This is a genomic window from Neoroseomonas alkaliterrae, from assembly GCF_014199195.1.
Lineage (GTDB): Bacteria > Pseudomonadota > Alphaproteobacteria > Acetobacterales > Acetobacteraceae > Neoroseomonas > Neoroseomonas alkaliterrae.
Genome location: NZ_JACIJE010000010.1, coordinates 102,458 through 127,258, shown reverse-complemented (window position 1 = coordinate 127,258; position 24,801 = coordinate 102,458). Strand labels below are relative to the sequence as shown.

General features: G+C 73.4%; 18 protein-coding genes. 4 read left to right on the top strand and 14 right to left on the bottom strand.

The features are described from left to right. Positions 1-23: 23 nt before the first annotated feature. Together plsY and FHS88_RS16680 are read right to left on the bottom strand one after the other, a co-directional pair. Complete coding sequence (plsY, locus tag FHS88_RS16685) at positions 24-623, bottom strand: glycerol-3-phosphate 1-O-acyltransferase PlsY (RefSeq protein WP_184486601.1); 600 nt, start codon at positions 621-623, stop codon at positions 24-26. After that, positions 620-1,897, bottom strand: coding sequence for a dihydroorotase (locus FHS88_RS16680; RefSeq protein ID WP_184486600.1), 1,278 nt, complete (start codon positions 1,895-1,897; stop codon positions 620-622). The genes plsY and FHS88_RS16680 overlap by 4 nt, the downstream gene beginning before the upstream one ends. 93 nt (positions 1,898-1,990) lie before the next feature. On the opposite strand from FHS88_RS16680, the gene FHS88_RS16675 reads away from it, so the two are divergent. Then, positions 1,991-3,040: a GNAT family N-acetyltransferase gene (locus FHS88_RS16675; RefSeq protein WP_184486599.1), complete on the top strand. Its 1,050-nt coding sequence runs from the start codon at positions 1,991-1,993 to the stop codon at positions 3,038-3,040. Between the two features lie 168 nt (positions 3,041-3,208). On the opposite strand, the gene FHS88_RS16670 is transcribed toward FHS88_RS16675, so the two are convergent. Genes FHS88_RS16670 through asnB form a run of 8 tightly spaced genes read right to left on the bottom strand, consistent with a single transcriptional unit; the run spans position 3,209 to position 13,997 of the window. Further along, on the bottom strand, positions 3,209-4,321 hold the full coding sequence (locus tag FHS88_RS16670) for a glycosyltransferase (RefSeq protein ID WP_184486598.1): 1,113 nt from the start codon (positions 4,319-4,321) through the stop codon (positions 3,209-3,211). Next, a complete protein-coding gene (locus tag FHS88_RS16665; RefSeq protein WP_184486597.1) occupies positions 4,318-5,814 on the bottom strand; it encodes an oligosaccharide flippase family protein in 1,497 nt (498 codons plus the stop codon). Before FHS88_RS16665 ends, FHS88_RS16670 begins: the two co-directional genes overlap by 4 nt. Next, complete coding sequence (locus tag FHS88_RS16660; RefSeq protein WP_184486596.1) at positions 5,811-6,944, bottom strand: glycosyltransferase family 4 protein; 1,134 nt, start codon at positions 6,942-6,944, stop codon at positions 5,811-5,813. The genes FHS88_RS16665 and FHS88_RS16660 overlap by 4 nt, the downstream gene beginning before the upstream one ends. Continuing rightward, positions 6,941-8,035 (bottom strand): GNAT family N-acetyltransferase, encoded by a 1,095-nt coding sequence (locus FHS88_RS16655; protein ID WP_184486595.1) that lies wholly within the window; start codon positions 8,033-8,035, stop codon positions 6,941-6,943. The genes FHS88_RS16660 and FHS88_RS16655 overlap by 4 nt, the downstream gene beginning before the upstream one ends. Further along, complete coding sequence (locus FHS88_RS16650; protein ID WP_184486594.1) at positions 8,032-8,769, bottom strand: YdcF family protein; 738 nt, start codon at positions 8,767-8,769, stop codon at positions 8,032-8,034. The genes FHS88_RS16655 and FHS88_RS16650 overlap by 4 nt, the downstream gene beginning before the upstream one ends. 6 nt (positions 8,770-8,775) lie before the next feature. Then, positions 8,776-11,034, bottom strand: a complete 2,259-nt coding sequence (locus FHS88_RS16645; protein WP_184486593.1) for a glycosyltransferase — start codon at positions 11,032-11,034, stop codon at positions 8,776-8,778. After that, a complete protein-coding gene (locus FHS88_RS16640; protein ID WP_184486592.1) occupies positions 11,031-12,065 on the bottom strand; it encodes a methyltransferase domain-containing protein in 1,035 nt (344 codons plus the stop codon). Before FHS88_RS16640 ends, FHS88_RS16645 begins: the two co-directional genes overlap by 4 nt. Before the next feature lie 9 nt (positions 12,066-12,074). Continuing rightward, positions 12,075-13,997, bottom strand: coding sequence for an asparagine synthase (glutamine-hydrolyzing) (gene asnB / locus FHS88_RS16635; RefSeq protein ID WP_184486591.1), 1,923 nt, complete (start codon positions 13,995-13,997; stop codon positions 12,075-12,077). 94 nt (positions 13,998-14,091) lie between these two features. Here asnB and FHS88_RS16630 point away from each other — a divergent pair, with 94 nt between their 5' ends. Beyond that, positions 14,092-14,385, top strand: coding sequence for a hypothetical protein (locus FHS88_RS16630; RefSeq protein WP_184486590.1), 294 nt, complete (start codon positions 14,092-14,094; stop codon positions 14,383-14,385). 66 nt (positions 14,386-14,451) lie between these two features. Here FHS88_RS16630 and FHS88_RS16625 read toward each other — a convergent pair whose 3' ends face one another. Then, positions 14,452-15,366, bottom strand: a complete 915-nt coding sequence (locus FHS88_RS16625) for an NAD-dependent epimerase/dehydratase family protein (RefSeq protein WP_338146630.1) — start codon at positions 15,364-15,366, stop codon at positions 14,452-14,454. A gap of 460 nt (positions 15,367-15,826) precedes the next feature. On the opposite strand from FHS88_RS16625, the gene FHS88_RS21245 reads away from it, so the two are divergent. Next, positions 15,827-20,104, top strand: coding sequence for a calcium-binding protein (locus FHS88_RS21245; protein ID WP_184486589.1), 4,278 nt, complete (start codon positions 15,827-15,829; stop codon positions 20,102-20,104). Between the two features lie 270 nt (positions 20,105-20,374). Here the strand turns inward: FHS88_RS21245 and FHS88_RS16615 are convergent, their stop codons facing one another. After that, entirely contained in the window at positions 20,375-21,571 is a 1,197-nt protein-coding gene (locus FHS88_RS16615; protein ID WP_184486588.1) for a glycosyltransferase, read from the bottom strand. After that, on the bottom strand, positions 21,568-22,158 hold the full coding sequence (locus FHS88_RS16610; protein WP_184486587.1) for a D-sedoheptulose 7-phosphate isomerase: 591 nt from the start codon (positions 22,156-22,158) through the stop codon (positions 21,568-21,570). The genes FHS88_RS16615 and FHS88_RS16610 overlap by 4 nt, the downstream gene beginning before the upstream one ends. 261 nt (positions 22,159-22,419) lie before the next feature. Between FHS88_RS16610 and FHS88_RS16605 the strand changes: the two genes are divergently transcribed. Next, positions 22,420-23,499, top strand: a complete 1,080-nt coding sequence (locus FHS88_RS16605) for a GHMP family kinase ATP-binding protein (RefSeq protein WP_184486586.1) — start codon at positions 22,420-22,422, stop codon at positions 23,497-23,499. An 82-nt stretch (positions 23,500-23,581) separates the two neighbouring features. On the opposite strand, the gene FHS88_RS16600 is transcribed toward FHS88_RS16605, so the two are convergent. Then, entirely contained in the window at positions 23,582-24,790 is a 1,209-nt protein-coding gene (locus tag FHS88_RS16600; RefSeq protein WP_184486585.1) for an HAD-IIIA family hydrolase, read from the bottom strand. Positions 24,791-24,801: the final 11 nt, after the last annotated feature.

Sequence of the window (24,801 nt, the reverse complement as noted above, 5' to 3'; positions counted from 1 at the left end):
GAAGATTCAACCCACGCGCGATATCACCCCTTCTGGCCGATCCGCGGCTCCGTCCCGGCGAGCAGCCGACGGATGTTCGCCTCGTGCCTCCAGACGATCAGCACGCCGACGAGCAGCGCGAGCAGCGCGTGCTCGGCATCCGACAGGAGGAGGGCCAGCAGCGGCGCGGCGGCGAAGGCGGCGAGCGCGCCGGCCGAGGAGATCCGCGTCACCCGCGCCGCCACCAGCCAGACCGCGCAGCAGGCGAGCCCGACCGGCCACATGGCGGCGAGATAGACGCCAAGGCCCGTCGCGACGCCCTTGCCGCCGCGGAAGGCCAGCCAGACCGGGAAGGTGTGCCCCAGCACGGCCGCCGTGCCGGCCACGAGATCCTGCTCCCCCGCGACCCAGCGCAGGAGCAGCACGGCCGCCACACCCTTCAGGCCATCGAGCAGCAGCGTCGCGGCCGCCAGTCCCTTGCGCCCCGTCCGGAGCACGTTCGTCGCGCCGATATTGCCCGAGCCGATGGCGCGGATGTCGCCGAGGCCCGCCGCCTTCGTCAGCACGAGGCCGAAGGGCACCGAGCCGATCAGGTAGCCCCCCGCCAGCGCCAGCAGGAAGGCGATGGAAGGGTCGGTGATCATGCGCCGAAGACCCGTCGCCCGGCCTTCCAGGTGCCGAGCACGCGGCCCTCCAGCGCGCGGCCGTCGAAGGGCGAGTTCTGCGCCTTGCCCGGCAGGCTGCCGGCCTCGACCTTCCAGCCGCGCTCGGGGTGGAACAGCACGAGATCCGCCGGGGCGCCCTTCGCCAGCCGGCCAACCGGGAGGCCGAGCAGGGCCGCCGGCCGGCAGGTCAGCAGGGCCAGGGCCTCGAGCATCGGGAGGTCCCCGCCATGCACGCGCGCGAGCGTGACCGCGAGCAGCGTGGCGAGCCCCGCCCCGCCCGCCTCGGCCTGGGCGAAGGGCAGGCGCTTGTCGTCGGCGTCGCGCGGCTGGTGGTCGGAGGCGACGGCGTCGATCGTGCCGTCCTTCAGCGCCGCCACCACGGCCTGGCGGTCGGCCTCGGTGCGCAGCGGCGGGCTGAGCTTGGCATAGGTGCGGTAGTCGCCGATCGCCGTCTCGTTGAGGTCGAAATAGGGCGGCGCCGTGTCGCAGGTGACGCGGAGCCCCTCGGCCTTGGCCGCGCGGATGAGGTCGAGCGCGGCGGCGGTGGAGACATGGGCGAAATGCACATGCCCGCCGGTGATGCGCGCAAGCGCGATGTCGCGCGCGACCATCATCGCCTCCGCCGCCGGCGGGATGCCGGGCAGGCCGAGACGGGTGGCGAGCTCGCCTTCGGTCGCGGCGCCTCCGGCGGCAAGCGTGGGCTCCTCCGGATGCTGCACCACGAAGGCGCCGAAGGCCCGCGCATAGGACAGCGCGAGCCGCATCGTGCGCGCCGAGGCGATCGCGCGCGCCCCGTCGGTGAAGGCGATGGCGCCGGCCTCGCGCAGCAGGCCGAACTCGGCGAGTTCCTTGCCCGCGCAGCCTGCCGTCGCCGCGCCATAGGGCAGCAGCGAGACCGAGCCCGTGGCCTCCCCGCGCCGGATCATGAAGGAGAGCAGCGCGGGATCGTCCAGCGCGGGGTCGGTGTCCGGCAGCACGCAGAGCGTGGTGATGCCGCCCGCGGCCGCCGCGCCCGCCGCGCTCGCGATGCTCTCCCGGTGCTCGGCGCCAGGCTCGCCGAGATTGGCGCGCAGGTCCACGAGCCCGGGGGCGAGGCAGGCGCCGCCGGCGTCCAGCACCTCCGCCCCCTCGGGCGCGGCGAGGCCCGGGCCGAGATCGGCGATGACGCCCTCGCGCACCAGCAGGGCCCCGCGGGAATCCGTCCCGCTCGCGGGGTCGAGCAGGCGGGCATCGGTGATGAGCAGGTCGCGCATGGGGCCGGTTATAGACGGGCGCGCGAGTCCCGCCAGCCATGCGCGGCGCGGCCCGGGCGCGACGCTGGCCGCCGCGCCTGCTATGGGCGGGGGATGACGCTCGCCCTGCATCTCGAGACGCCGCGGGACTGGGACGCCCTCGGCGCGGCATGGGAGGCGCTGGAGGCGCGGGCGGAGGCGAGCGTCTTCCAGTCCTGGGCCTGGGTCGGCTGCCTCGCCGCCGAGCGCTACGAGGCGCCGCTGCTGGTCCGGGCCGAGGCGGGCGGGGCCTGCGTCGGCCTCGCGCTGTTCAACCGCGCCGGCGGCGCCCTGCATCTGCACGAGAGCGGCGATCCCGCCCGCGACCGCCCCTTCATCGAGCACAACGGCCCGCTGGTGGCGCGCGATGCGCCGCCGGGCACGCGGGGCGCGATGCTGGCCGCGGCGCTGCGCGCGGCGGGCGGCGGCGGGCTGCGCCTGTCCGGCGTGCCGGCCGGTCTGCCGGCCGAGGCGGGCGGCGTCATCTGGCATGCGCGGCCGCGCCCCGCGCCCTGGGTGGACCTCGACGCCGTGCGGGCGGCCGGCGGTGACTGGCTGGCGACGCTTTCGGCCAATGCGCGGTCGCAAATGCGGCGCTCGGACCGGCTGATCGCCGAGGCGGGCCCGATCGCGGCGCAGGAGGCGACGAGCGCGGAGGAGGCCAGCCGCTTCCTGGACGAGCTGATGGCGCTGCACGCCGCGCGATGGGACGGCCGGGGCGAGGGCGGGGCCTTCGCCACGCCCTTCCTGCGGCGTTTCCACGCCGCGCTGGTGCAGCGGCTGCTGGCGCGCGGGATGCTGGAGCTGCTGCGCGTCACCGCGGGCGGGTCGCTCGTCGGCGTGCTCTACAACCTTCGCCATGGCGGCATGGTCTCGGCCTATCAGAGCGGCTGGGCGGCGGCGCAGGACCCGCAGCGCAAGCCCGGCCTCGCCTGCCACCACCAGGCGATCCGGCGGGCGCTCGCGCGCGGGGATCGCGGCTACGACTTTCTCGCCGGCGAGGCGCGCTACAAGACGAGCCTCGCCAATGCCTCGCGCGAACTGGTCTGGGCGACGGTGGTGCCGCGGCTTTCGCTGCGCGGGCTGGTCGGGCGGATCGCGCGGCGGGGCGGAGCGGCGGGGTAGCCGGTCCGGCGCGGGTCGTATCGCCGAACCCGACAAGCGGTGCAGCAACGCCGATCCCCGCCGACCGGGCGACAGCCCGCGGTTCCGCCCGCAGGCGCGATGCCCGCAGGCGACAGGGCGCAGCGTGCCGGTTTCAGCGAGGGGCGGTGCGGCCCGGCCCGCGGGCGTTCATGCGGGCGCCTTGTTCCGCCACAGCGCGGCGTGGCGGGCGAACATCACCTCCTGGTCGAAGTCCCGTTCCGCGCGCGCGCGGTTCGCCGCGCCGATCGCCGCGCGCAGCCCGGCATCGCGGAGCAGCGCGCCGAGGGCGGCGGCGAGGGCGGCGTCCTCGCGCGCCGCGACATGCGGCGCGTTCTCCGGGGCGAGCATGGCGCGCACGTCGCCGACATCGGTCGCGGCCACGGGCAGCGCCGTCGCCATGGCCTCGAGCACCGAGAAGGGCATCTGCTCGGTGTCCGAGGAGAGCGCGAAGAGATCGAGCGCGCGATAGGCCGCGGCGGGGTCGGGGACATGGCCGGTGAAGCGGGTCCGCTCCGCGATGCCGAGCTCGGCCGCGAGCGCGCCGAGCATGACCCGTTCCGGCCCGTCGCCGATGACCGCGAGGCGGCAGTCCAGGCCCTCGCGCGCGAGGATCGCGACCGCGCGCAGCAGGCGCGCGACGTTCTTCTCGGCCCGCAGCGCTGCCACGGTGCCGATCAGCGGGCCCTCGCCCGGCACGGCGAGGTCCGCGCGCGGACCGCGCGGGGCGAAGCGCGCGAGGTCGATGCCGTTTGGCACGTAGAACAGCGTCCGATCCGGCAGCCGCCAGACCTCCCGCGCCGTGGCGAGCAGCGTCAGGGAGGGCAGCAGCACCCGGCTGCGCCGGAGCACGAGGCGGCGCGTCCAGACCCGGCGCGGCTTCTGCCCCGCGGCCTCGTCCGGGCCGAAGCCGTCCTCCATGTGCAGGTGCGGCAGGCGCGGCGGGACGAGGTTCGCCATCGCCCATTCGATGCTGCCCCAGTTGCTGGTGATCAGCGCGTCCGGGCCCACCGCGGCGATGGCGCGGCGGATACGCAGCAGGCGGGCGGGCAGCGCTTCGCCCTCGCGGCGCGGGAAGGCGATGGTCTCGATGCGCAGGCCCGGGGCGAGGCGTTCCACGCAGTCGAAGCGGCCATCAAGGGCAACGACGGCATGGCGGAAGCCCTCGCCGAAGCGGTTCATCAGCGCGGCCGCGCGCACCTGCGCGCCGCCCACGGTGAAGGAGGGGAAGACGTGCAGGAGGCGGGGCGCGGGCGGCGTCATCGCCGCGCGGGCCGGATGCGGCGCAGCGCGGCGAGCGCCATCTCGATCACCCTTGTCTCGGCGCCGTGCGGGCGGCCGGCCAGCCACCAGAGCGCGAAGGCGGCGCCGAGATGCGTCGCGGCGCCCGCCAGGGCGAGCAGGAGCAGCCGCAGCAGCGCCTCGCCGAGCTCGCCCGAGGCCGGCGGGAGGGCCGAGCGGAGCGCGAGGACCACCGCCGTCATGAGCAGGGCGGCGAGCAGCGGTCTCGCCACCGCCGCGCCCGCCATGGCGAGGCTGTAGCCGAGTTCGCGCCCACCCAGCCGGTGCCAGACCAGGGCATTGCCCAGAGATGTCGCGAGCAGCGCGGCCGCCATGCCGGTCGCCCCGTCCCACCAGATGCCGAGGACGACGAAGGGCAGGCGCAGCAGCAGCGTCGCGGCATAGGTGGCGACCATCTGCCCCAGCCGGTCGCGGATCGTCAGGATGCTGTGCGGGAAGAGGGCGATGTAGTCCACCAGCGCGAACAGCGCGCAGAGCGCGATCAGCGGCGCCGTGCCGGCCCAGTTCCGGCCGAGCGCGATGCGCTCGATCTCGGGCGCGGTCAGCGCGATGCCGACCGAAAGCGGCACGATCACCGCCGCGACCAGGGCGAGGCTTTCGAGGAAATGCCGGCGCAGGCGATCGGGCTCGCCCTGCACATTCGCATATCCGGCATAGAGCGGCTGCCTGACCGGCGAGGCGATCTCACTCACCGGCGCCGCGCCGAGCTGGTGGGCGACGGCATAGCGCCCCGTCGCGCCGACGCCCTGCAGCGCGCCGAGCAGGAGGTTCGGCGAGATGAGGTCGGTCGCGTTGCACAGGTTCAGGGCGAAGAGCCACTTCGAGAAGGACAGGAACTCCCGCCAATGCGTCAGGCACAGGCGTGGCCGATGCGGCGCGAGCAGGTAGGAATAGGGCACCGTGACCATCTTCGCGGCGAGGTTGCCGAGCACCAGCGCCCAGTAGTTGCCGAGCACGATGGCGAGCACGACCGTGAGCGCGAAGGAGAGCAGCCGCTGCGTGATCTGCAGCCGGAAGGCCGGGCCGAAGCGCAGTTCCCGCTGCTGGCGCATCAGGCCGATGCTCGTGAATCCGTCGAGCAGCGTCGTCGCCGCCACCACCATCAGCACGGCCTCGATCCGCGGCTCGCCCACCGCCCAGGCCTGCAGCGGCGCCGTCGCGACCGTGATCGCCGCGAGCAGGACGCAGCGGATCAGGTTCATCGTCCAGGCGGTGTCGTAGACGTCGCGGTCCACCGTCTCGCGCCGCACGAGCAGCAGCGCATAGCCGGTGGCCAGCGCCATGTCGGCCAGGGTGAAGGCGGCCGCGGCCAGGGCTATGATGCCGAAATCCTCCGGCATCAGCAGGCGGGCGAGGATCAGCGTCGAGAGGACGCCGATCAGACGGGCGGCGAGCCGTGCGGCCACCATGAAGGCCGCGCCCTTCGCCACCCGCTGCGCGAGTGAGCCGCTCATGCCTCGCGCGCCGCCGCTGCCATCGCCGCCACCCGCCGCGCATTCCCCGCCCAGGTGAGGTCGCGCGCCAGGATCTCGGCCCGCGCCGCCGCCCCGAGGCGCGCGCGCAGCGCGGGATCGGCGGCGAGCAGGCCGATCGCCTCCCACATCGCGCCCTCCCGCGCGGGGTCGAACAGCATCGCGGTGCGGCCGTGCTCCAGCACCTCGCGGATGTTGGGCTGGTCCGGCGCGACGATCGCGCGGCCCGCGGCCATGTACTCGAACACCTTCAGCGGCGAGGCATAGGGCACCGAGGCCGGCTGCAGCGCGATGTCGAAGCCCGCGACATGGCCCGGGATCGCCGCGCGCTGGGCAAGGCCGGTGAAGCGCACGCGGTCCGCGATGCCGAGCTCGGCCGCCAGCGCCTCGAGCCCCGGCCGCGCCGGGCCCTCGCCGACCACGGTCAGGGCGAGGCGCGTCGGCCCCCGCCAGGCGGCGATGCCCCGCAGCACGGCATCGAGCCCGTGCCAGTCCCGCACGAAGCCGACGAAGCCGAGGACCAGCGGATCGCCGCCCGGCGCCGGCGCGGGCTCGGGGAACTCGGCGAGGTCTATGCCGTTCGGCACCACCGTGATGCGCGCGGGGTCCACGCCCGCCGCGGCCACGCGATCGGCCAGCACCTGCGTCACCGGCAGCACCCGTGTCGCGCGGCGCCAGACGAAGCCCTCGCTCCAGCGCGCCAGCCCACCGAGCGCGAGGCCGCCGAAGCGCGCGCGCTCCTCGGCGAGCGGGGCATTGACCTCGACCAGGAAGGGCAGGCGGAGCCGCCGCGCGAGCCAGGCGCCCGAGAGGTAGAACAGGTTGTAGCGCTCGTAGATCGCATCCGGGTGGAAGGCGCGCGCCTCGCGCGCGAGGCGCCAATAGGCCGGCACGGAATAGGCGAGCTCGGCAAGCTCCGCCGCGAAACGCGGCAGGCTGCGGCGGATGCGCGCGACGAGGCCGCTGTCCCCGCCGAGTTCCGCCTCGGCGAAGGCGGCGGGGCCGACGACGCGCACCTCGTGGCCCGCGGCGCGCAGGGCGGCGACCAGCGCCTCGAGATGCACGCCCTGGCCGTCCTTCGAGCCGATGCGGTGGGAGTAGAGGATTCTCATGCGTCGCGCGCTTCCCCGGGGCTGAGGCGCCGCCGCAGCGCGCCGGCGGCATGGCGCAGGATGGCGAGCGCGCCTGCCGGGTGGCGCGGGTCGGCCAGCACCACGCCGATGCGCTGCTTGCGGCATCCGACCCACATGCGCTTGTAGTCGTCGTCGCCGCGCCCGAAATCGAGCGCGCGGATGTCCTGTTCGTCGAGGATGTGGCGGATCATCAGGGCGGTCAGGATGGTTCCCGGGCTTTCGGCGCGGGCGGCCTCGTCGTGGAACAGCTTCGGCACCAGCGCCCGCCGCCCGCCATGGTCGAGGATCCAGTACTGCGCCGCGATGGGCGCGCCATCCGCGCGGCGGCGCAGGATGCCGAGGCGCAGCACGCCCTCGGCGGCGGCCGCGCGCATCAGCGCGGCATCGAAGGCGGGGAAGGGTTCGGCGGGCTTCCAGCTGCGCGCGCGCACCGCCTCGAAGGCGGCGATGGCGGCCTCCAGCGCGGGGCCGGGCGCGGCGGTGATCTCATGGTCCAGCCCGCCTGCGGCCTGGGCGAGGCGGCGGCGGATCGTGTTGCGCAGCCGCGAGGGCCGCGAGGCGAGATAGGCGTCCCAGCCGAGCCGCTCCGCCCAGGCCTCGCGCCAATGCCCGGCATGGCGGTAGCGAAGCGGGAGGAGGCCCGCGGCACGCAGGCCCCGCAGGAAGTCCTCGATGCCCGGCGCGGCGGGATCGAGCGTGTCGAGCAGGCCCGGCGGGCTGCCGCGCCACAGCGTGCCGAGCCGCCGCCCGGCCGCGAACCAGTCCGCCCCCGGCGGGCCGAGCGGCGCCCAGCCCTGGGAATAGGGCACGGTCAGGCTCGACAGCCGCCGGCCCTCGCGCCGCAGCATCAGCCAGACGCCCTCGGCCTCCTGCGCCTCGGCCGCGGTGCCCGGCGGCAGGGCATGGGCGGCGACGGTGGCGAACCAGGGGCGGGAGGCGAAGAAGTCGCCCCCTGCCGGCGCGGGCAGGACGGCATCCGCGGCGGGCGGCGGGAAGGGCTGCATCGGGCGGCGGACCATGCCACGCGCGGGCGCGTGGTGCCAGGACGCCAGGGCGAGGCTCGCGCTCATGCCGCGCCGTCGCGCAGGCGATAGACGATCAGCCCGGCCCATTCGCGCAGCATCAGCCAGGACGCGCCGAGCACGGCGGGTCGCGGCACGGCGTCCGCCCAGCCGCCCCGCGGCGGGCCGTAGAGGCGGAGCGGGGCCGGATGCACGGCGAGACCGGCGCGGCGGAAGGCCGCCGTGGCGCGGGCGAGGTGCCAGCCGTGGCTGACCAGATGCACCGTGCCGATGCCCTCGGCGCGCAGCATCGCCGCCGAGAGCATCGCGTTGCCGCGCGTGTCCGCCGCCTCGGCCTCGATCCAGCGGGCAGTGACGCCGAAATCGGCGGCGAGGCTCGCCGCCATGACGCGCGCGACCGGCGGCTGGCCGGGGCCGAGCGTGCCGCCCGTGACCAGCACGGGCAGGCCGCTGCGCCGGTGCAGCGCCGCCCCGGCGCGCAGGCGTTCGAGCGTGAGCGGCCCGGGCTCGGTGCCGGCAAGGCCGCGGACGGTGTCGCCGCCGAGGATGACGATGGCGCCCGGTGGCGTCGTGGCGGCTTCCGGGATCCTCTCCTCGAGCCCCGCGCGCAGGCTGCCCGCCGCGAAGGGTGTCGCGAGGACGAGGATGCCGAGCCCGCCCGCTGCCGCGAGCGCGCCCGCGAACCGCGCGCGCCGCCAGGCGAGCAGCCCGCCGGCGAGCGCCGCCCAGGCGAGGATCAGCGGCGGCAGGAGCTGCGCTGTCAGGATCGAGGCGAGGCGCATCCCGTCTCAGTCTGCGGCCGCGCGCAGGGTCGTGCCGGCGGCGCGGCCGGGCCAGCGGACCTCCTCCCAGGAGCCCGGCCGGCCGCCGAGTTCCTCGCGGAAGAAGGCGTAGAAGGCGTCGAGCCAGCCGAGGAAGGCATCGAGGTCGCGCGCCGTCCGCACATAGGGCGTGTTGCCCGGCACCAGCGAGGGCGAGTGGTAGGTCAGCACGAAGACGCGATGCCCTGCCGCGTGCATGGCGCGGGCGAGGCGCTTCGCCTCCTCGATGGTGATGCCCTCGGGGCTGAGGCGGATGCGTTCGAGCAGGCCGAAGCGCGCGGCGACCCCGGTCACGCCGAGCCGCGTCGCGCCGCGGTTGAAGACCAGCGGCGCGAGGCTGCCGTCCCGCCGGCCTGCGAGTCGGCCGACCAGCGCCGCGGCGACCGGGATCTCCATCAGCGTGCGTTCGTGGTCGAGCCAGTAGGGCTGCGCCGAGAGGCGCCAGAAATCCGCGGGCGCGGGGCAGTTCTCCGCAGGCCAGAAGGGCATGACGCTGGTGTCGGCGGCATAGCCGAGCGCCCTCAGGATGTCGGCCGTGCGCACGCCGACGCCGAAGCGCCCGGTGCGCCAGATGCGCGGGCGCGTGCCGAAGGCCTCCTCGATCATCGCGGTCAGCATGCGCGCCTTCTCGAGCTGCAGGCGCGTGGGCAGGTTGCCGGCGAAGCTGTTGTGGTCGGAGACCGTCTCGTCGAAGGGCGGCGTCACCCAGGGATGGAGCTGCGCGCCGACCTCGGCGACGCCGGAGGCGATGAGCTCGCGCAGCGGCGCGCGCCCGTCCGGCAGCGCCGCGACGGGGTAGTCCGTGAGGTAGAGCGGGCGCACACCGTGCCGCTCGAAGACGCGATGCGCCAGCGCCTGCGCGGCCATCGAGCGGACATCGGTGTTCTGCCGGTCGAAGGGCCGCGACCAGTCGAAGGCTTCCTCGGCATCCACCATCGTCAGCAGCAGCGGCTGGCTGTCCGGCGGGATCGCGACCGGGCTGTGGAAGCGGCGGTCGAGCACCGAGGCGCCGGCGCCGAGGCCGGTCGGCGCCGGCGGCGCGGATGCGGGCGCGGCGGCCGGCCGCGGCTGCCCGCGATAGACGGCGAGGTAGCGCGCGGCCACCTCGTCCATGCTGAAGCGGGCCAGCGCGAGGCCGCGCGCCGCCTCACCGATGCGCCGGCGCAGCGCGGGATCGCGCACCAGGGCGAGCAGCGCGGCGATCAGCCCCTGCTGGTCGGTGAAGGCGAGGCCGGTCTCGCCGTCCACCACGAAATCCTCGTTCACCCCCGGCAGGCGGCGGACGACGACGGGCAGGCCATGGGCCATCGCCTCCGGCACCACCGTGCCGAAGCCTTCGAGGCGCGAGGCGAAGGCGAGGATGTCCGCGCCGGCGAACCAGGGATGCGGGTCGTCCTGGCGGCCGGCGAAGAGCACCGCCTCGGCAAGGCCAAGCGCGGCCACGCGCGCATGCAGATGCGCCACGTAGTCGGGTTCGAGTTCCGGCCCGACCAGCACGAGGCGCGCGCCGGGCGCCTCCGCGCGCACGGCGGGCAGCGCCTCGATCAGCGCGAGGGGGTCCTTGCGCTCGCACAGCCCGCCCACGAAGAGTAGCACGGGATCCTGCTCCGCCACGCCGAGCCGCGCGCGCATCGCCGGCCGCAGCGAGGCGGCATCGGCGGGGATGGTGATGCCGCAGGGGATGAGGTGGCAGCGGGCGGGATCGGCGACCGCGGCGAGGTTCTCCTCCTGCAGGCGGGGCGAGATGCCGATGTAGTCGTGGAACAGCGCGAAGCCGCGCCGCGCGATGGCGCGGAAGCTCGGGCGGTAGCGCGAGACCAGCACGGGGATGCTGTCGTCGAGCGTCGCGGAGATGACGAGCCGGCGGCCGGCGAGCCGCGTGAGCAGGTAGGTGACGAAATACCAGTCCGCATGGGTGCGGACATGGACCGCCGCGTAGCGATGGAGGTTGCGCAGGAACCAGCCGATCAGCGCGAGGTGGTGGCGCAGCACGCCCGTGGGGCGCCGCTGCAGGTAGATGATGCGCGCGAGCGTCGAGCAGGCGGCGTCCTGGGGCTGCACCGTCTCGCCCGGGGTGCGGGTCACGAGCAGATCGTGCGCGACCTCGGGCGCCTGTTCCTGCATCACGGCGCTGCAGCGTTCGAGGAAGACGCCCTCGCCGGTGAAGTCCGGGCGGTAGAACTTGAGGACGTGCAGGATGCGGACGGGAGCGGGCGGCGCGCTCATGGAGGCGGCAGCTTCCGTGCGCCGCGGCCGAACGACGCGTGATAGGTTGTCACGAGTTCCCGATCCGAGACCGGCGGGTCGTCGCGCAGGCGCCCGAAGAACCAAAGGCCGGATGCGAAATCCGCCGAGTTGGGCAGGAACCGGTCGAGAAGCCTCAGCGGCGCGGCGGCGAGCATCCCGGCCAGCCCCGCGACGCGCTGCCAAGCCCCCGCGGCCGAGATCGCGCGCAGGAAGCCCGCGAAACCGGCCCCGAGCGTGCTGCCGGCGCCCATTGCCACGCCCGCGGCCACCTCGTCGAAGGCTCGGAAAAGCCGGCGATGGCCGATCGGCGTGAAGCGCGTGAAATCGTAGGCGCCCATGTGGACAGGCTGCAGGAAGGGCGTGACGGCATAGACATACCCGCCGGGCCGCAGCACGCGGACGACCTCGGCAGCGCAGCGAGCGGGATCGGCAACATGCTCGAACACGGCGACCGCGACGACCAGATCGAAGGAACAGCTCTCGAAGGGCAGGTCGTGAGCGTCGGCGATCGCATCCACCTCCGCCGCGAAGGCGACATCCGTGTGCACGACATGGTCCTCGGCCGAGCCCAGGCGACATCCGCCGGAGCCGATGACGAGGACGGCAGGCGAGGAAGTCTTTGCCCGGACATGGGCCAGCGCGTCTTCCGGGCCGGGATAGGCGATGCTGCTCTGCACGTCGGCGAGGCGTCGCACGATCCGCCGTCCCAGTCGGCGCAAGCCCGATGTGCGGTCGGCAGCGCGGCCGTAGCTCGCCCCGCCATAGCCCTGCCCTCCGACGTAGTCCGCCACGGCGAAGGCCGAGTTCGCGTCGTTGATGAGCACCGGGATGCCGTTCACCCTGGGAAAGACCGCGGCGCACGCGCTGCAGCGCAGCCGGTCCGGGCCTTCCTCGACCAGCGCGGCGCGGTCAACGGGGCAGGCCAGTGCGACGCCTCGAAGCCTTGCCGGCGGCGCTGCGGATTCCTGGCGGTCCATCGTCGTCTCCGGTGCCACGACGTCACATTCCATGATGACCGGCTACGCCGCAGCCAGCCGGCAACCCTCGCGCAGCCCGCCCTGGCGGGCGAGCCAGCCCTCCAGCACCAGCAGCTGCCACAGGATCTGGGCGTTGTTCGCCCGCCCGGCGGCATGCTCGGCCACCAGCGCGCCGAGGGCGGCGCGGTCGAACAGGCCGGCATCGAGCATCGCGGGCCCGCTCAGCCGCGCCGCGATCTCCGCTGCGCGGGCGCGGAAGCCGGCGGCGAGGTCGTCGGCGAAGCCCTGCTTGCGCCCCCAGAGCAGCGCCTCGGGCAGGCGGCCGGCCATGGCGCGGCGCAGGACGTGCTTGCCCACCCCCTGGCGCAGCTTCTCCCGCGCCGGCAGGCCGAGGCCGAAGGCCACCACCCTGTGGTCGAGCATCGGCGCGCGCAGTTCGAGCGAGACGGCCATCGCGCTGCGGTCGGTCTTCACCAAGATGTCGCCGGGCAGGTAGGTGTGAAGGTCGGCATATTGCGCGGCGAGCAGAGGCTGGTCGGGGTCGCAGCGGCCGATCGCGGCGACGAAGCGGGCAGCGGGGTCGTGGCCCTCGACGCTGGCGCGGAAGGCGGGCGTGTAGAGCGCGCGGCGGCGCGCCGCGTCCATCTTGCAGGCGGTGGCGTAGTAGCCGAGGGCGGAATCGAGGCTGATCTCGGTCAGCGTTGTGCGCGCCCTCAGCCAGCGCGGGGCGCGTTCGAGGCGCGGGTAGATCGCGGCGAGCCTGCCGATGACACCGCGCCGCAGCCTGGCCGGGATGTGCGCGCGCACCGCCTCGACGAGGCTGTGGAAGCGGTGGCGGCGATAGCCCGCGAAGACCTCGTCCCCGCCATCGCCGGAGAGAGCCACCGTGACGTGGCGGCGCGCCAACCGGCACACGGCGAGCGTCGGCACGGCGGAATGGTCGCCGAAGGGCTCGCCGAAGATGGCGGCGATGTCGCGCGCGGCGGCGATGTAGTCGGTCGTGCCTTCCTCGGTGTGATGGGCGGCGCCGACGCGCGCGGCGACCTCGGCGGCCATCGGCCGCTCGTCGGCGCCGGCGAAGCCGATGGTGAAGGCATCGAGCGGCGGGCCGCCCGCCTCGGCCCGCGCCGCGGCGGCGAGCGCGACGACGGAGGCGGAATCCAAGCCGCCCGAGAGGAAGGCGCCGAGCGGGACGTCGCTCATCAGCTGGTCGCGCACCGCGGCATCAAGCAGGCGGCGCAGTTCGGCGGGCGCATCGGCCGGCGCGTCGGCGAGGTGGGTCGGCGGCGCCCAGTAGGGAAGGGGCTGCGGCCGGACCGTCTCGCCGCGCCGCAGCAGCATCTGGTGCGCGGCAGGCAGACGGCGGATCGCGGCATGGATCGTCGCCGGGTCGGGGATGTAGCCGAGGGCGAGGAAGTCATCGAGTGCTGCGGCATCGAGGCCGCGCGGCGTCTCGGGCAAGGCGGTCAGGCCGCCGATCTCCGAGGCGAAGGCGAAGCTTCCGTCGGGTAGCCAAGTGTAGTGCAGAGGCTTCTCGCCAAGCCGGTCGCGGGCGAGGAACAACTCGCCGCGCGCGCCATCCCACAGCGCGAAGGCGAACATGCCCTGCAGCCGGGCGGTCAGGCCGGTGCCCCAGCGCCGCCAGCCTTCGAGAAGCACCTCGGTGTCGCTGCGCGTGCGGAAACGGGCGCCCTGGGCGGCAAGTTCGGCGCGCAGGCGTTCGTGATTGTAGATCTCGCCGTTGAAGACGACGCAGATCGTGCTGTCCTCGGTGAACATGGGCTGGGCGCCGCCGGCGACATCCACGATGGCGAGCCGCAGATGGCAGAAGCCGAGATGCGGTTCGGCATGCAGCCCCGTGCCGTCCGGGCCGCGATGGGCCATGGCGGCGGCCATGGCGCGCAGCCGCGCCTCGGGCGGAATGCCGGGCGAGACGGGATGGAACAGGCCGCCGATGCCGCACATGGGGCGATCCTACGCGCTGCCGTGGCGTTCGGCACGAACGGAGCGGCGGGCGGCGAGGGGCAACACCATAGGCCAGGAACGTTCCGTATTAAGGATGAAATACAAAGAAAACGACGACGCGACCACAACCATTGCGGGTAGATCCATGCCGTTTTGGTGTATAGTGAAAGGGCGTCTTCGTATGGAGGTTGCAGTCGGCATGGCGATGCATCGGCCCGCGGGTCCGGACTCGCTGAGTGCAAGCGGCTTTCGAAGCCAGAAAGAGGCGGCGGCCGGGCAGCATGCGGACACACGCCTGCCGCGCAGCGTGGCGGCGCTGTTCATCCTCGGCATGAGCCTGCTCTGCTGGGGTCTCATCGGCATGGGGTTGAGGGCGCTGTTGTCCTAGGGGCGGGGCCTGCCCGCCGGCGGTGACGCGGTCCGAGCAGGAACCGTGCGCCTGGGGAGCCCGGCATCACGCTCCGTCCGCAGGCGACAGGCCGGGCCGCCCGGCCTTGATCCAGTCCAGCACCGTGGCAAGCCCCTCCCTCAGGCCGAGCGGTTCGCCGGTGCCGAGCGTCGCGCGCATCGCCGTGAGGTCGCCGTAGGAATGGCGGATTTCTCCGGCCCGCGCAGGGCCGTGCGAGACCCGCGCCTCGCGGCCTGCGATCGCTGCGATCTCGGCGACCAGGTCGAGGATGCTCGTCGGCCGCCCGGTGCAGACATTGACGACGGGCGCCTCCGTGCTCGCCGCCGCGGCGGCGGCGATCAGGGCGGCCACGACATCCGAGACATGGATGAAGTCCCGCGTCTGGCGGCCGTCGCCGTGGATGGTCAGCGGGCGGCCCTCCAGGACGGCGGCGGCGAAGATGGAGATCACGCCGGAATAGGGCGAGCCCGGATCCTGGCGCGGGCCGAAGACATTGAAGAAGCGAAGCCCGCAACTGCGCAGGCCGTGCATCGCGCCGCCGGCGCGGGCGTGCAGCTCGCTGCCGAGCTTGTCTGCGCCATAGGAGGAGAGCGGCCGCGGCAGGGCGTGCTCGGCGATCGGCAGCGCCGCCTGCTCCCCATAGACGGCGGCCGAGGAGGCATAGACGACCGGCACGGCGGCCTCCCGCGCGGCGTCGAGCACCCGGATCGTGCCGCCGAGATTGACCGCATGGCTGCCCATCCAGTCCTGCCGGCAGCGCTCGACCGAGGCGATGGCGGCGAGATGGAAGCAGCCGTCAACCCCCTCCATCGCCCTCCGCACTGTGCCCGCGTCCGTGACATCGCCGCGGATCAGGGTGGCGCCGGGGGCGAGGTTCTCGATCCGGCCGGTGGAGAGGTCGTCGAGAACGACGACCTGATCCCCGCGGGCGATGAGCGCTTGCGCGAGATGCGAGCCGATGAAGCCGCACCCACCAGTGATGAGATGACGCGACAGGAAGAGGATCCTCCGGCGATGCGTTCAATGGGGAGCGGGGGAAAGAGGCGGAAGGGGGTCGGGATGCTTGGCGGGGAGGAACCGGACGTCAATGTGCCGACGCGCCAGCTGGATCGGCATTGGATTGCAACAAAAGCCGAGACGCAACACAATTTTTCTTCATTTTCAGGATCTTCAGGGGTCAGCCTTGCCATCCGGTTGCAGGTCGGGCGCATCAAAATTGAAGCGGATCGTTCACAAATGGCAGTGAATAACGAAACGACCATGAATTCATACAAATCTCATGCTTGTGAACGGAGGTGTCACTGGCATATACACCCGGTTAGGGGAACCTATGGTTGCGTGAGCCGCGTCACAAAATCGAGCATCTCTGGGGGATTTTGACGGCCGCGCTTCCCTAGGCAGTGGGTAAGGGGGGTCTTTCGTGTCTGGAACCGTCATCCAGCCGCAGGCGCCTGTCGCCGCGGTGGGCGAGATCGTCGGCGTCACCTTCCAGAACGCGGGTGCGAGCACGCTCGCCGCCGGCATCGCCACCTTCGGGCAGGCCTTCGTGGCCGGGGATCTGCCCGCCGGCTCCACGCTCATGGCCCGCATCGGCGCGACGCTCGTGCCCGTGCAGGTCGATGCCAAGACCTTCCACCCCGACGGGTCGGTGAGCTTCGCCGTGCTGTCGCTCGCGCGGCCGGCGCTCGCCGCGGGCGAGAGCCTCCAGGTGCTGCTGCGCCCCGCCGAGGCGACGGCCGCGCCGGCCATCAACCTCGACACCGCGCTCGCCGGCCGCAGCTTCGTGGTCGAGATCACGCCCCAGGGCGGCGCGACGCAGAGCATCGACGTTCTCGCGATTCTGCGGGACGCCGTGGCGAAGGGCACGGCCAGCTACTGGCAGCAGGGGCCTCTCGCGACCGAGGCGCGCGTCTCGGTGGACCTTCCGGGCTCGCAGCGGCTCGTCTTCGACGTCACCGCCTATGCGGGCGGCGGCTATTCCGTGCAGGCCCAGTTCAACAACGACGAGGCCATGGGGCCGACGGGCGGCACCGTCACCTACACCGCCGTGGTGCGCATGGACGGGCGGGAGGTGGACCGCCAGAGCGTCACCCAGGCGCAGTACCAGAACTGGCGCGAACTCTATGCATCGAACGAGACCGATGGCGGCCAGGGCATCGGCGCGCCCACGCGCGGCTGGCTGAACATCCAGCACGACATCCCCTACCTGCAGGAGACGGGGGCGATCGCGCGCTACGACCTCGATTTCGGGATCGCGGAGACGAAGCTCGCCGACTGGGCGACGCAGATGCAGTCCGCGAGCTGGGGGCAGCCGCTCTCGGCGAACGGTGTCACGCAATACATGCCGATGACCGGCGGGCGGGATGACATCGGCATCACCACGGCGGCGAACACCGCCTGGCTGATCAGCCAGGACGCGCGCGCGGCCGCCTTCGCCCTCGGCCAGGCCGAGGCCGCGACCGCGGTGCCCTGGAACTTCTGGGATGCCGCCAACGGAACCTGGCTGAACACCGACAATTACCCGCGGCTGTGGACGGACCCGCGCGGCGGCACCGGCACGCCCGGCGATCCCAACTCGCGTGGCCTGACGCAGCAGGTTTCCACGACCACCGGCTGGTCGCCGGACCGCGCGCACCAGCCTGACCTATCCTTCGTTCCCTATCTGCTCACGGGCGACCGGGCGATCCTCGACACGGTCTACGCCCAGGCCTCGTTCTCGATCATGGGCCTCTGGCCCGACCCCCGGCTCCAGGGCGAGGGCATCGTCGTCAACGGCAACCAGGTCCGCAGTTCCGCCTGGGCATTGAGGCAGGTGCAGAACGCGGCCTGGGCGGCGCCGGAAGGCAGCGCGGAGCAGGCCTATTTCCAGGAGATCGCCGACCGCAACTGGGCCTGGCTGGTCGAGCAGATCCCGTCCTGGACGGCCATGCAGGGCGAGGCCTATGGCTGGCTGCCGGGAGCCTATGGGACGGCGGGCGCGCTGGCGCCATGGCAGCAGGACTATTTCGCGAGCACGGCGATAGCGGCGGCAAGCCGCGGCAACGCCGATGCGATGACCTTCCTGCAGTGGCAGACGAACTTCCTGGTCGGTCGGTTCATGCAGGGCCAGAACGGCTTCGCCGCGCATGACGGCGCCGCCTACAACATCGCGATCTCGCCCACCAACAGCAACCAGCCCTATACGACCTGGGCGGAGATCGGTGCCGCGACGGTCGCGCGCGGCATGTCCAACGGCACGGGCTGGTCCCAGAGCAACGGGGAGTATGCCCGCCTCGCCGGCTCGACGCTCGCCGGCATCTATCTCCTGACCGGCAACGAGGATGCGCTCAACGCCTTCCGCATGCTGGTCAATGACGGCGCGCCGGGCATGACGGCCGCGACCTATGCGATCGCGCCGCAATACGCGCTGTCGCTGGTGGATGAACTGAGCGGCATCGTGAAGGGCACGGCAGGCGACGACGTGATGGAACGCTCGGCCGCGGGCGGCGTCCTCGACTTCGACCTCGGCGCGGGGAAGGACGTGCTGGCGCTCGGCCCCGGCAACGACATGGCCATGGTCCGCAACGCCGAGACGGTCCTCGGCGGCGCCGGCAACGATGCGGTGACGGTGATCGGCGCCGAGGGCGGCACCTTCGTGGACCTCGGCTCCGGGACGGATACGCTGAGCCTGCTCGGGGGCACGGTGACGGTCTCCGGGGCGGAGCGCATCGTCGGCCTCGGCATGGCCGATGACGTCGTCCTGATGGATCGCCTGCTGGCGGACTCGCCGGTGGTGGATCTCGGCGCCGGAGCGGATCGCCTGCGCCTCGCGCCCGGGGACAATGTCGCCCGGGTCGCCAATGTCGAGACGGTGCTGGGGGGCACGGGCCGTGACGACGTGACGGTGCTGGCGGCGTCGCCGGGCAGCCTGTTCGATCTTGGCGCGGGCCTGGACGTGCTGCGGCTTGCGGGAAGCGGCAGCCTGTCGGTGCGGGCGGCGGGGGTGGAGACGATCCTCGGCGGCGCGGCGAGTGAGAGCGTGACGCTGCTGACGGCGATCACGGACGGTCTGGTCTCGCTGGGGGCGGGCAGCGACACGCTGCAGCTCGGCAACTTCGCGAACAAGGCGCTCGTGGAGGGGGTGGAGACGATCCTCGGCGGCACGGGCGCGGACTGGGTGATCCTGCAGAGCGCGGCGCTGCCGGGCACGCTGGTGGATCTCGGGGCGGGCAACGACACGCTGCGGCTTGGGGTGTTCAACAACACCGTGACGGTGCGGAACGTGGAGACGATCATCGGCTCGGGCCTGGCCGATGTGGTCACGCTGGGGACGGCGGCGGACGGGACGGTGGTGAGCCTCGGCGTCGGGCAGGACCGGTTGAACCTCGCCAACGGCACCAACCGGGTGACGGCAAACCTGGTCGAGACGGTGATCGGCGGCACCGGCGCGGACGACGTGACCTTCGGGGCGGCGACGGCGCTCGCCTCCTTCGTGGATCTCGGCGCCGGGGCGGACATCCTGCGCCTCGCCAACGGGGCCAACACCGTCACCGTCGCCAATGTCGAGACGGTGCTGGGGGGCACGGGCCGTGACGACGTGACGGTGCTGGCGGCGTCGCCGGGCAGCCTGTTCGATCTTGGCGCGGGCCTGGACGTGCTGCGGCTTGCGGGAAGCGGCAGCCTGTCGGTGCGGGCGGCGGGGGTGGAGACGATCCTCGGCGGCGCGGCGAATGAGAGCGTGACGCTGCTGACGGCGATCACGGACGGTCTGGTCTCGCTGGGGGCGGGCAGCGACACGCTGCAGCTGGGCAACTTCGCGAACAAGGCGCTCGTGGAGGGGGTGGAGACGATTCTCGGCGGCACGGGCGCGGACTGGGTGATCCTGCAGAGCGCGGCGCTGCCGGGCACGCTGGTGGATCTCGGGGCGGGCAACGACACGCTGCGGCTCGGGGTGTTCAACAACACCGTGACGGTGCGGAATGTCGAGACGATCATCGGCTCGGGCCTGGCCGATGTGGTCACGCTGGGGACGGCGGCGGACGGGACGGTCGTGAGCCTCGGCGCGGGTCAGGACCGGTTGAACCTCGCCAACGGCGCCAACCGGGTGACGGCGAACCTGGTCGAGACGGTGATCGGCGGCACCGGCGCGGACGACGTGACCTTCGGGACGGCGACGATGCTCGCCTCCTTCGTGGATCTCGGCGCCGGGGCGGACATCCTGCGCCTCGCCAACGGGGCCAACACCGTCACTGTCGCCAATGTCGAGACGGTGCTGGGGGGCAGCGGGGAGGACCGGATCACGGTGACCGGTTCCGTCGGTGCGCGCATCGAGGGGCGCGGCGGGTCCGACCTGATCGCGGGCGGCGCGGGGGCCGACACGATCATCGGCGGCGCAGGCGCGGACACGATGAGCGGGGGCGGCGGCGCGGACTGGTTCATCTTCGAGGCGGGGGATTCCTCCCTGTCGAGCCCGGACGTGATCCTCGACTTCCTGGCCTCGCAGGGGGATCGCCTCATCGTCGCGGGCCGCGACATGCACGACTACGTGGCGCGCGGCGAAGCCGCCTTCGCCCCCGGCGGTGGGCCGCAGATGCGCTTCATCGAGGCGACCGGGCGCGCGGAGTTCGACATTGACGGCAACGGCACCGCCGATCTGGCCATCATCCTTCAGGCCGGCATGACGACCGCGCTGCGGCAGGCGCCGGGGGATTTCGCGTAGGACGGGCCGCGACCGGGTGGAAACACCCGGAGGGCCGGGCAAGCCCCGCGGGACACGTATTCGCGCGTATCGCCGCGCGCCCCTGGCGCGGGGCACTGGCCCCTTGCCGTCACGGGCCGCGGGCGAGGGCATCCTTCCGGGGCGGGCGCCGGGCGCCTCGCTCTGCGGAACGCCGCAAGCGCCAGCCCCCGACGCGCATCGTCAGCCGGTCCGGCGGTTCCGCCCGTGCGCGGGGCGGCCCGGTCCGTGCCCGCTGGACGGAGGCCGCAATCAGCCCGGCAGAAGCCTCGGGAAGCCCTCGCTGACGATGCGCCGGTAGGTCGCGGCGAGGGCGGCCGGGTCGCGGCCCGCGCGCGCCTGCCGCAGCGCCTCGACCTGCCGGGCGTAGTGCACGGGGTCCGGGTCGTGCAGCGCCTGCTCGATCGCGGCCTCGAGGCCCGCCTCGTCCTCGCAGAGCGCGCCGATCTCGCCCATCGTCGCGAAGGCCTGCGCGCTCAGCGGCACGCGCGTGGCGATCACCGGGCGCAGCCAGGTGATCGCGTCGATCAGCGCGCCGCTGGCCGAGAGGTCGTAATAGCCGCGGCGGAAGGGCAGCACGACGTAATGCAGGCTGCGGATCCGCGCGGTGAACTCCTCGCGCGGCAATTGCGCCGCGGATGGCGGATGCGCGAGGACATCGGCGCCTTCATCCGGCGCGTTGCGGGGCATGGCCCCGACATGGACGAACTCCGCCTCCGCACCATGGCGTGCACGGATGCGCCGGGCGACGCGCAGGAACACATCCATGCCCTTGTCCGCCGTGCCGAGGCCGACGAAGCCGAAGCGCAGCGGCTTCTCCAGCACGGCCGGGGGCTCCGTGGCCTCGGCGGTGTTGATCGGCAGCGGCAGGGCGTCCGTCCGCGCTTGCGCGCCGGGCAGGCGTTCGCCGAGCGCATCGCGGATCCCTTCCTCGAGAACGAGGAAGCGCAGCGGCACCGGATAGCGCGCCGTCAGCGACGAGCGGGTGTCGAGCGCCCGCCACAGCGGGTTGCGCGGCCGGTAGCCGAAGGCATCGTTCAGGTTGCCGTGGAAGCCGACCTGCACCGCGGCGCGCCGGCCCGAGAGCCGCGCCGCCCAGGCGGCGGCGAAGGCGGTGGTGGCGTTGGTCGAGATCAGGAAGACGAGATGCGGCTCGTTCTTCGGCGCGGCGCGCAGCGCGCGGAGGAGGATGCCGAACTCCTGCCGCAGCCGGCGCGGGCAGACCACCGCGGGCTTGCCGTAATGCATCTCCGGGATGGAGATCGGCGCGAAGGTCACGTTGGGCAGGACCGTCAGCGCGGAGTCGCGCCGCAACTGCTCGACATGCGAGGGGTCGGCGTGGATGCGGACCTCCTGGCCGGGGAAGGCGCGCGCGACGATCTGCGTCGTCGCCGCGTTCCCCGGGGCATGGGTGGTGCCCTTCCAGGACAGTTCGAAGACCAGGATCATGACGGGCGGGGGAAGAGTTCCGCCTCGACCAGCGCGCAGATGGCATGGCCGAGCGCCTCGTGCCCTTCCTGGATGCGGGGCGTGCGGTCGGACGGGACATGGATGCAGATCTCACAGAGCGCATCCATCGGCCCCTGCGCCTGGCCGGTGAAGCCGATGCTCACAAGCCCCGCGGCGCGCGCCGCCTCGAGCGCGGCCAGCACGTTCGGCGAGCGGCCCGAGGTCGAGAGCGCGAAGAGCATGTCGCCGGGCCGCCCCAGCGCCTCGACCTGGCGGGCGAAGACGCGGTCATAGCCGTAGTCGTTGCCGATCGCCGTCAGGATCGAGGTGTCCGTCGTCAGGGCGATGGCGGCAAGGCCCGGGCGGTCGTAGTTGAAGCGCGAGACGAGTTCCCCCGCCCAGTGCTGGGCATCCGCCGCGCTGCCGCCATTGCCGCAGAGCAGCAGCTTGCCCCCGCGGCGCAGGCAGGCCGCGACCATCGAGGCCGCGCGCTGCGCCGCGGCGCACAGCGCCGCGTCCGCCGCCATGGCCGCGAGCATGGCCGCGGTGCCGGAAAGCTGCTCGGCGATCGGGTTCTGTCCCGTCATGTCGTGTCGGTCCTGCGGTGCCGGAGTTCGAAGCCTTCGGCAGGTTACGGCAGATCGCGCGCAACCGGTATCGGCAGGCTTGCAGGCGGCGGGGTGGAAGGCCGCTCGGGCACGGCAGGCACGCCCGGCTCACGCGCCCGCCGGCCCATCGGCAGGCATCGCTTGCCTGCCGCCGGGCCGCGCTGCTTCCATTCCCGCTCGGTCAGGCGCGGCGCCTGCCGCGCCGTTCCGTCCCGACCGAACCCAGGAGAGAGCCGTCCCATGGAGTTTCCCAGGCCGGGCATCCGGAGCCTCACCCGCGGCGCCTTCGTCCCCGTGCGCGCCCGCGCCCCGCTGCGCATCGGCCTTGCCGGCGGCGGCACCGACCTCTCGCCCTTCACCGACACCCATGGCGGCTGCGTGCTCAATGCCACGGTCAACCTCTACGCCTACGCCCACATCCTGCCGCGCGAGGACGGGCGGCTGGTCTTCGAGGCCGCCGAGACGGGCGAGCGCTTCGAGGGAGCGGCCGACGAGCCGATCCCGGATGGCGAGGCGGCGAGGCTGCATCGGGGCGTGCATGCCTCGATCGTCAGGCGCTTCCTGGGCGGCAAGCCGCTGGCGGTCACCGTCCGCACCACGGTGGACGTGCCCGCGGGCTCGGGCATGGGCGGATCCTCGGCGCTGGTCGTCGCGCTGATCGCCGCCTACCAGGAGTATCTCGGCCTTTCCCTCGGCGAGTACGACCTCGCGCGGCTGGCCTTCGAGATCGAGCGGATCGAGCTCGGCCTCGCGGGCGGGCGGCAGGACCAGTACGCCGCGGCCTTCGGCGGCTTCAACTTCATCGAGTTCCACGCGGGAGAGCGCGTGATCGTCAACCCGCTGCGCGTGCGCCCGCCGCTCGTGAAGGAGCTCGAGGCCTCGCTGGTGCTCTACTACACGGGCCGCTCGCGCAGCTCGGCGGCTATCATCGAGAAGCAGCAGGCCAACATGCAGCAGGGATCGAGCGCGGCGATCGAGGCGCTGCTGCGCCTGAAGGCCGAGGCGGTGACGATGAAGGAGGCGATCCTGACCGGCGACCTCCGCCTCGCTGCCGAGACGATCAATCGCGGCTGGGAGGCGAAGAAGGCGACGGCGGAGGGCATCTCCTCCTCGGAGATCGAGCGAGTCCTCGAACTCGCTCTGGCCAACCGCGCCCTGGCGGGCAAGGTCTCGGGCGCGGGCGGCGGCGGCTTCCTGATGGTGATGGCCGATCCCTTCGACCGGCAGCGGGTGCTCGATGTCCTCGCACAGCAGCCCGGCCGCGTGCTCCCCTGCACCTTCTCGGCAGAGGGCGCGGAGGCCTGGCGCGCGCGGCTGTAGCGCGCGCCTGCCGGGGGCGCGGGCGAAGGTGGCAGGCAAGACCCGGCCGGAGACAAGCCGTACGGCCCTTGCCGCGCGTCGATCAGGCCAGCGGGGAGCCCGGCAGCGCCGCGATGAAGCGGTGCAGGTTCCCGCCGGGGAAGAGATGGCCCGGTATCCCGGCCCGGCGCGCCGCCTCGATGTCGGTGTCGCGGTCGCCCACCAGCAGGCTGCGCGCCGCATCCACCGGCCAGGCGGCCATCAGGTCCTCGATCATGCCGGGGGCGGGCTTGCGCCGCCGGCTGTCCCGCCGCCATTCGGGCAGCGGCGCCTCGGGGTGGTAGGGGCAGTATTCGAAGGCGTCCACATGCGCGGCGTGGCGGGCGAGCTCGCCTGCCATCCAGCGGTGCATCACGCCGATCTGCGCCTCGGGGTAGAGGCCGCGCGCCACCCCGGCCTGGTTGGTGACGACGAAGACGAAGCAACCGGCATCGTTCAGCGCGGCGATCGCCTCCGCCGCGCCGGGGATCCAGCGCGCCTCCTCGGGGCGGTGGGGATGGCCGGTATCCTCGATCAGCACGCCGTCGCGGTCGAGGAACACCGCCGGCCGGCGCGCCATGGCCGGGATTGCCGACTGCGCGGCCGCATAGTCCTCCGGCACGCCGATATCCAGGAAGAAGCCGTCGAAGCCGATGCCGAGCAGCCTGCCCTCGGTGGCGAGCCGGGGGAACACATCGACCTCCAGCGAGACCGGGCCGGGCGGGACGCATCCGGCAATCGCGCGGTCGAGGAGGTAGACGCCGCCATTGATCGGCCCGCCCGCGATGCCCTCCGCCGGGCGCGGGGCGAAACCCGTCACCGTCCCGTCCGCCGCCAGCGCCACCGTGCCGTAGCGCGCGCCCGGCGCTTCCCGCCGCAGCGCGAGCACGCCGAGGATCCCCTCGCGCCAGGCACCAGGCAGGCGCAGCAGGTTCACGTCGAACAGCGTGTCGCCGTTCAGCAGCAGGAAGCGCGGCGCGAGGCGGTCGCGGAACAGCCGGAGCGCCCCGGCCGTGCCGAGCGGCTCGGGCTCGGTCAGCACTTCGATGCGCGCGCCGCGCAGGAGGCGGCCGTGATAGGGCGCGAAGCGTTCGGCCTCGAAGCCGGCGAGCAGCGTGACGCGCGGGATGCCGTGGCGCGCGACCTCCTCGATCAGCCAGTCGAGGAAGGGCCGGCCGCCGACCTCGAGCAGCGGCTTCGGCATGTGGCGCGTCAGCGCGCCGAGCCGCGTGCCGCGCCCGCCCACCAGGATGACCGCCTGTTCGGGGATCATGCCGCCGGCAC

Excerpts from the sequence above, each read along its gene's own strand:
- FHS88_RS16605 (WP_184486586.1), top strand. The coding sequence starts at position 22,420 with ATGGAGTTTCCCAGGCCGGGCATCCGGAGCCTCACCCGCGGCGCCTTC.
- FHS88_RS16600 (WP_184486585.1), bottom strand. The coding sequence starts at position 24,790 with ATGATCCCCGAACAGGCGGTCATCCTGGTGGGCGGGCGCGGCACGCGG.
- FHS88_RS16640 (WP_184486592.1), bottom strand. The coding sequence starts at position 12,065 with ATGGAATGTGACGTCGTGGCACCGGAGACGACGATGGACCGCCAGGAA.
- asnB (WP_184486591.1), bottom strand. The coding sequence starts at position 13,997 with ATGTGCGGCATCGGCGGCCTGTTCCATCCCGTCTCGCCCGGCATTCCG.
- plsY (WP_184486601.1), bottom strand. The coding sequence starts at position 623 with ATGATCACCGACCCTTCCATCGCCTTCCTGCTGGCGCTGGCGGGGGGC.
- FHS88_RS16630 (WP_184486590.1), top strand. The coding sequence starts at position 14,092 with ATGAAATACAAAGAAAACGACGACGCGACCACAACCATTGCGGGTAGA.
- FHS88_RS16665 (WP_184486597.1), bottom strand. The coding sequence starts at position 5,814 with ATGAGCGGCTCACTCGCGCAGCGGGTGGCGAAGGGCGCGGCCTTCATG.
- FHS88_RS16675 (WP_184486599.1), top strand. The coding sequence starts at position 1,991 with ATGACGCTCGCCCTGCATCTCGAGACGCCGCGGGACTGGGACGCCCTC.
- FHS88_RS16680 (WP_184486600.1), bottom strand. The coding sequence starts at position 1,897 with ATGCGCGACCTGCTCATCACCGATGCCCGCCTGCTCGACCCCGCGAGC.
- FHS88_RS16615 (WP_184486588.1), bottom strand. The coding sequence starts at position 21,571 with ATGATCCTGGTCTTCGAACTGTCCTGGAAGGGCACCACCCATGCCCCG.
- FHS88_RS16660 (WP_184486596.1), bottom strand. The coding sequence starts at position 6,944 with ATGAGAATCCTCTACTCCCACCGCATCGGCTCGAAGGACGGCCAGGGC.
- FHS88_RS16655 (WP_184486595.1), bottom strand. The coding sequence starts at position 8,035 with ATGAGCGCGAGCCTCGCCCTGGCGTCCTGGCACCACGCGCCCGCGCGT.
- FHS88_RS16650 (WP_184486594.1), bottom strand. The coding sequence starts at position 8,769 with ATGCGCCTCGCCTCGATCCTGACAGCGCAGCTCCTGCCGCCGCTGATC.
- FHS88_RS16645 (WP_184486593.1), bottom strand. The coding sequence starts at position 11,034 with ATGAGCGCGCCGCCCGCTCCCGTCCGCATCCTGCACGTCCTCAAGTTC.
- FHS88_RS16670 (WP_184486598.1), bottom strand. The coding sequence starts at position 4,321 with ATGACGCCGCCCGCGCCCCGCCTCCTGCACGTCTTCCCCTCCTTCACC.
- FHS88_RS16610 (WP_184486587.1), bottom strand. The coding sequence starts at position 22,158 with ATGACGGGACAGAACCCGATCGCCGAGCAGCTTTCCGGCACCGCGGCC.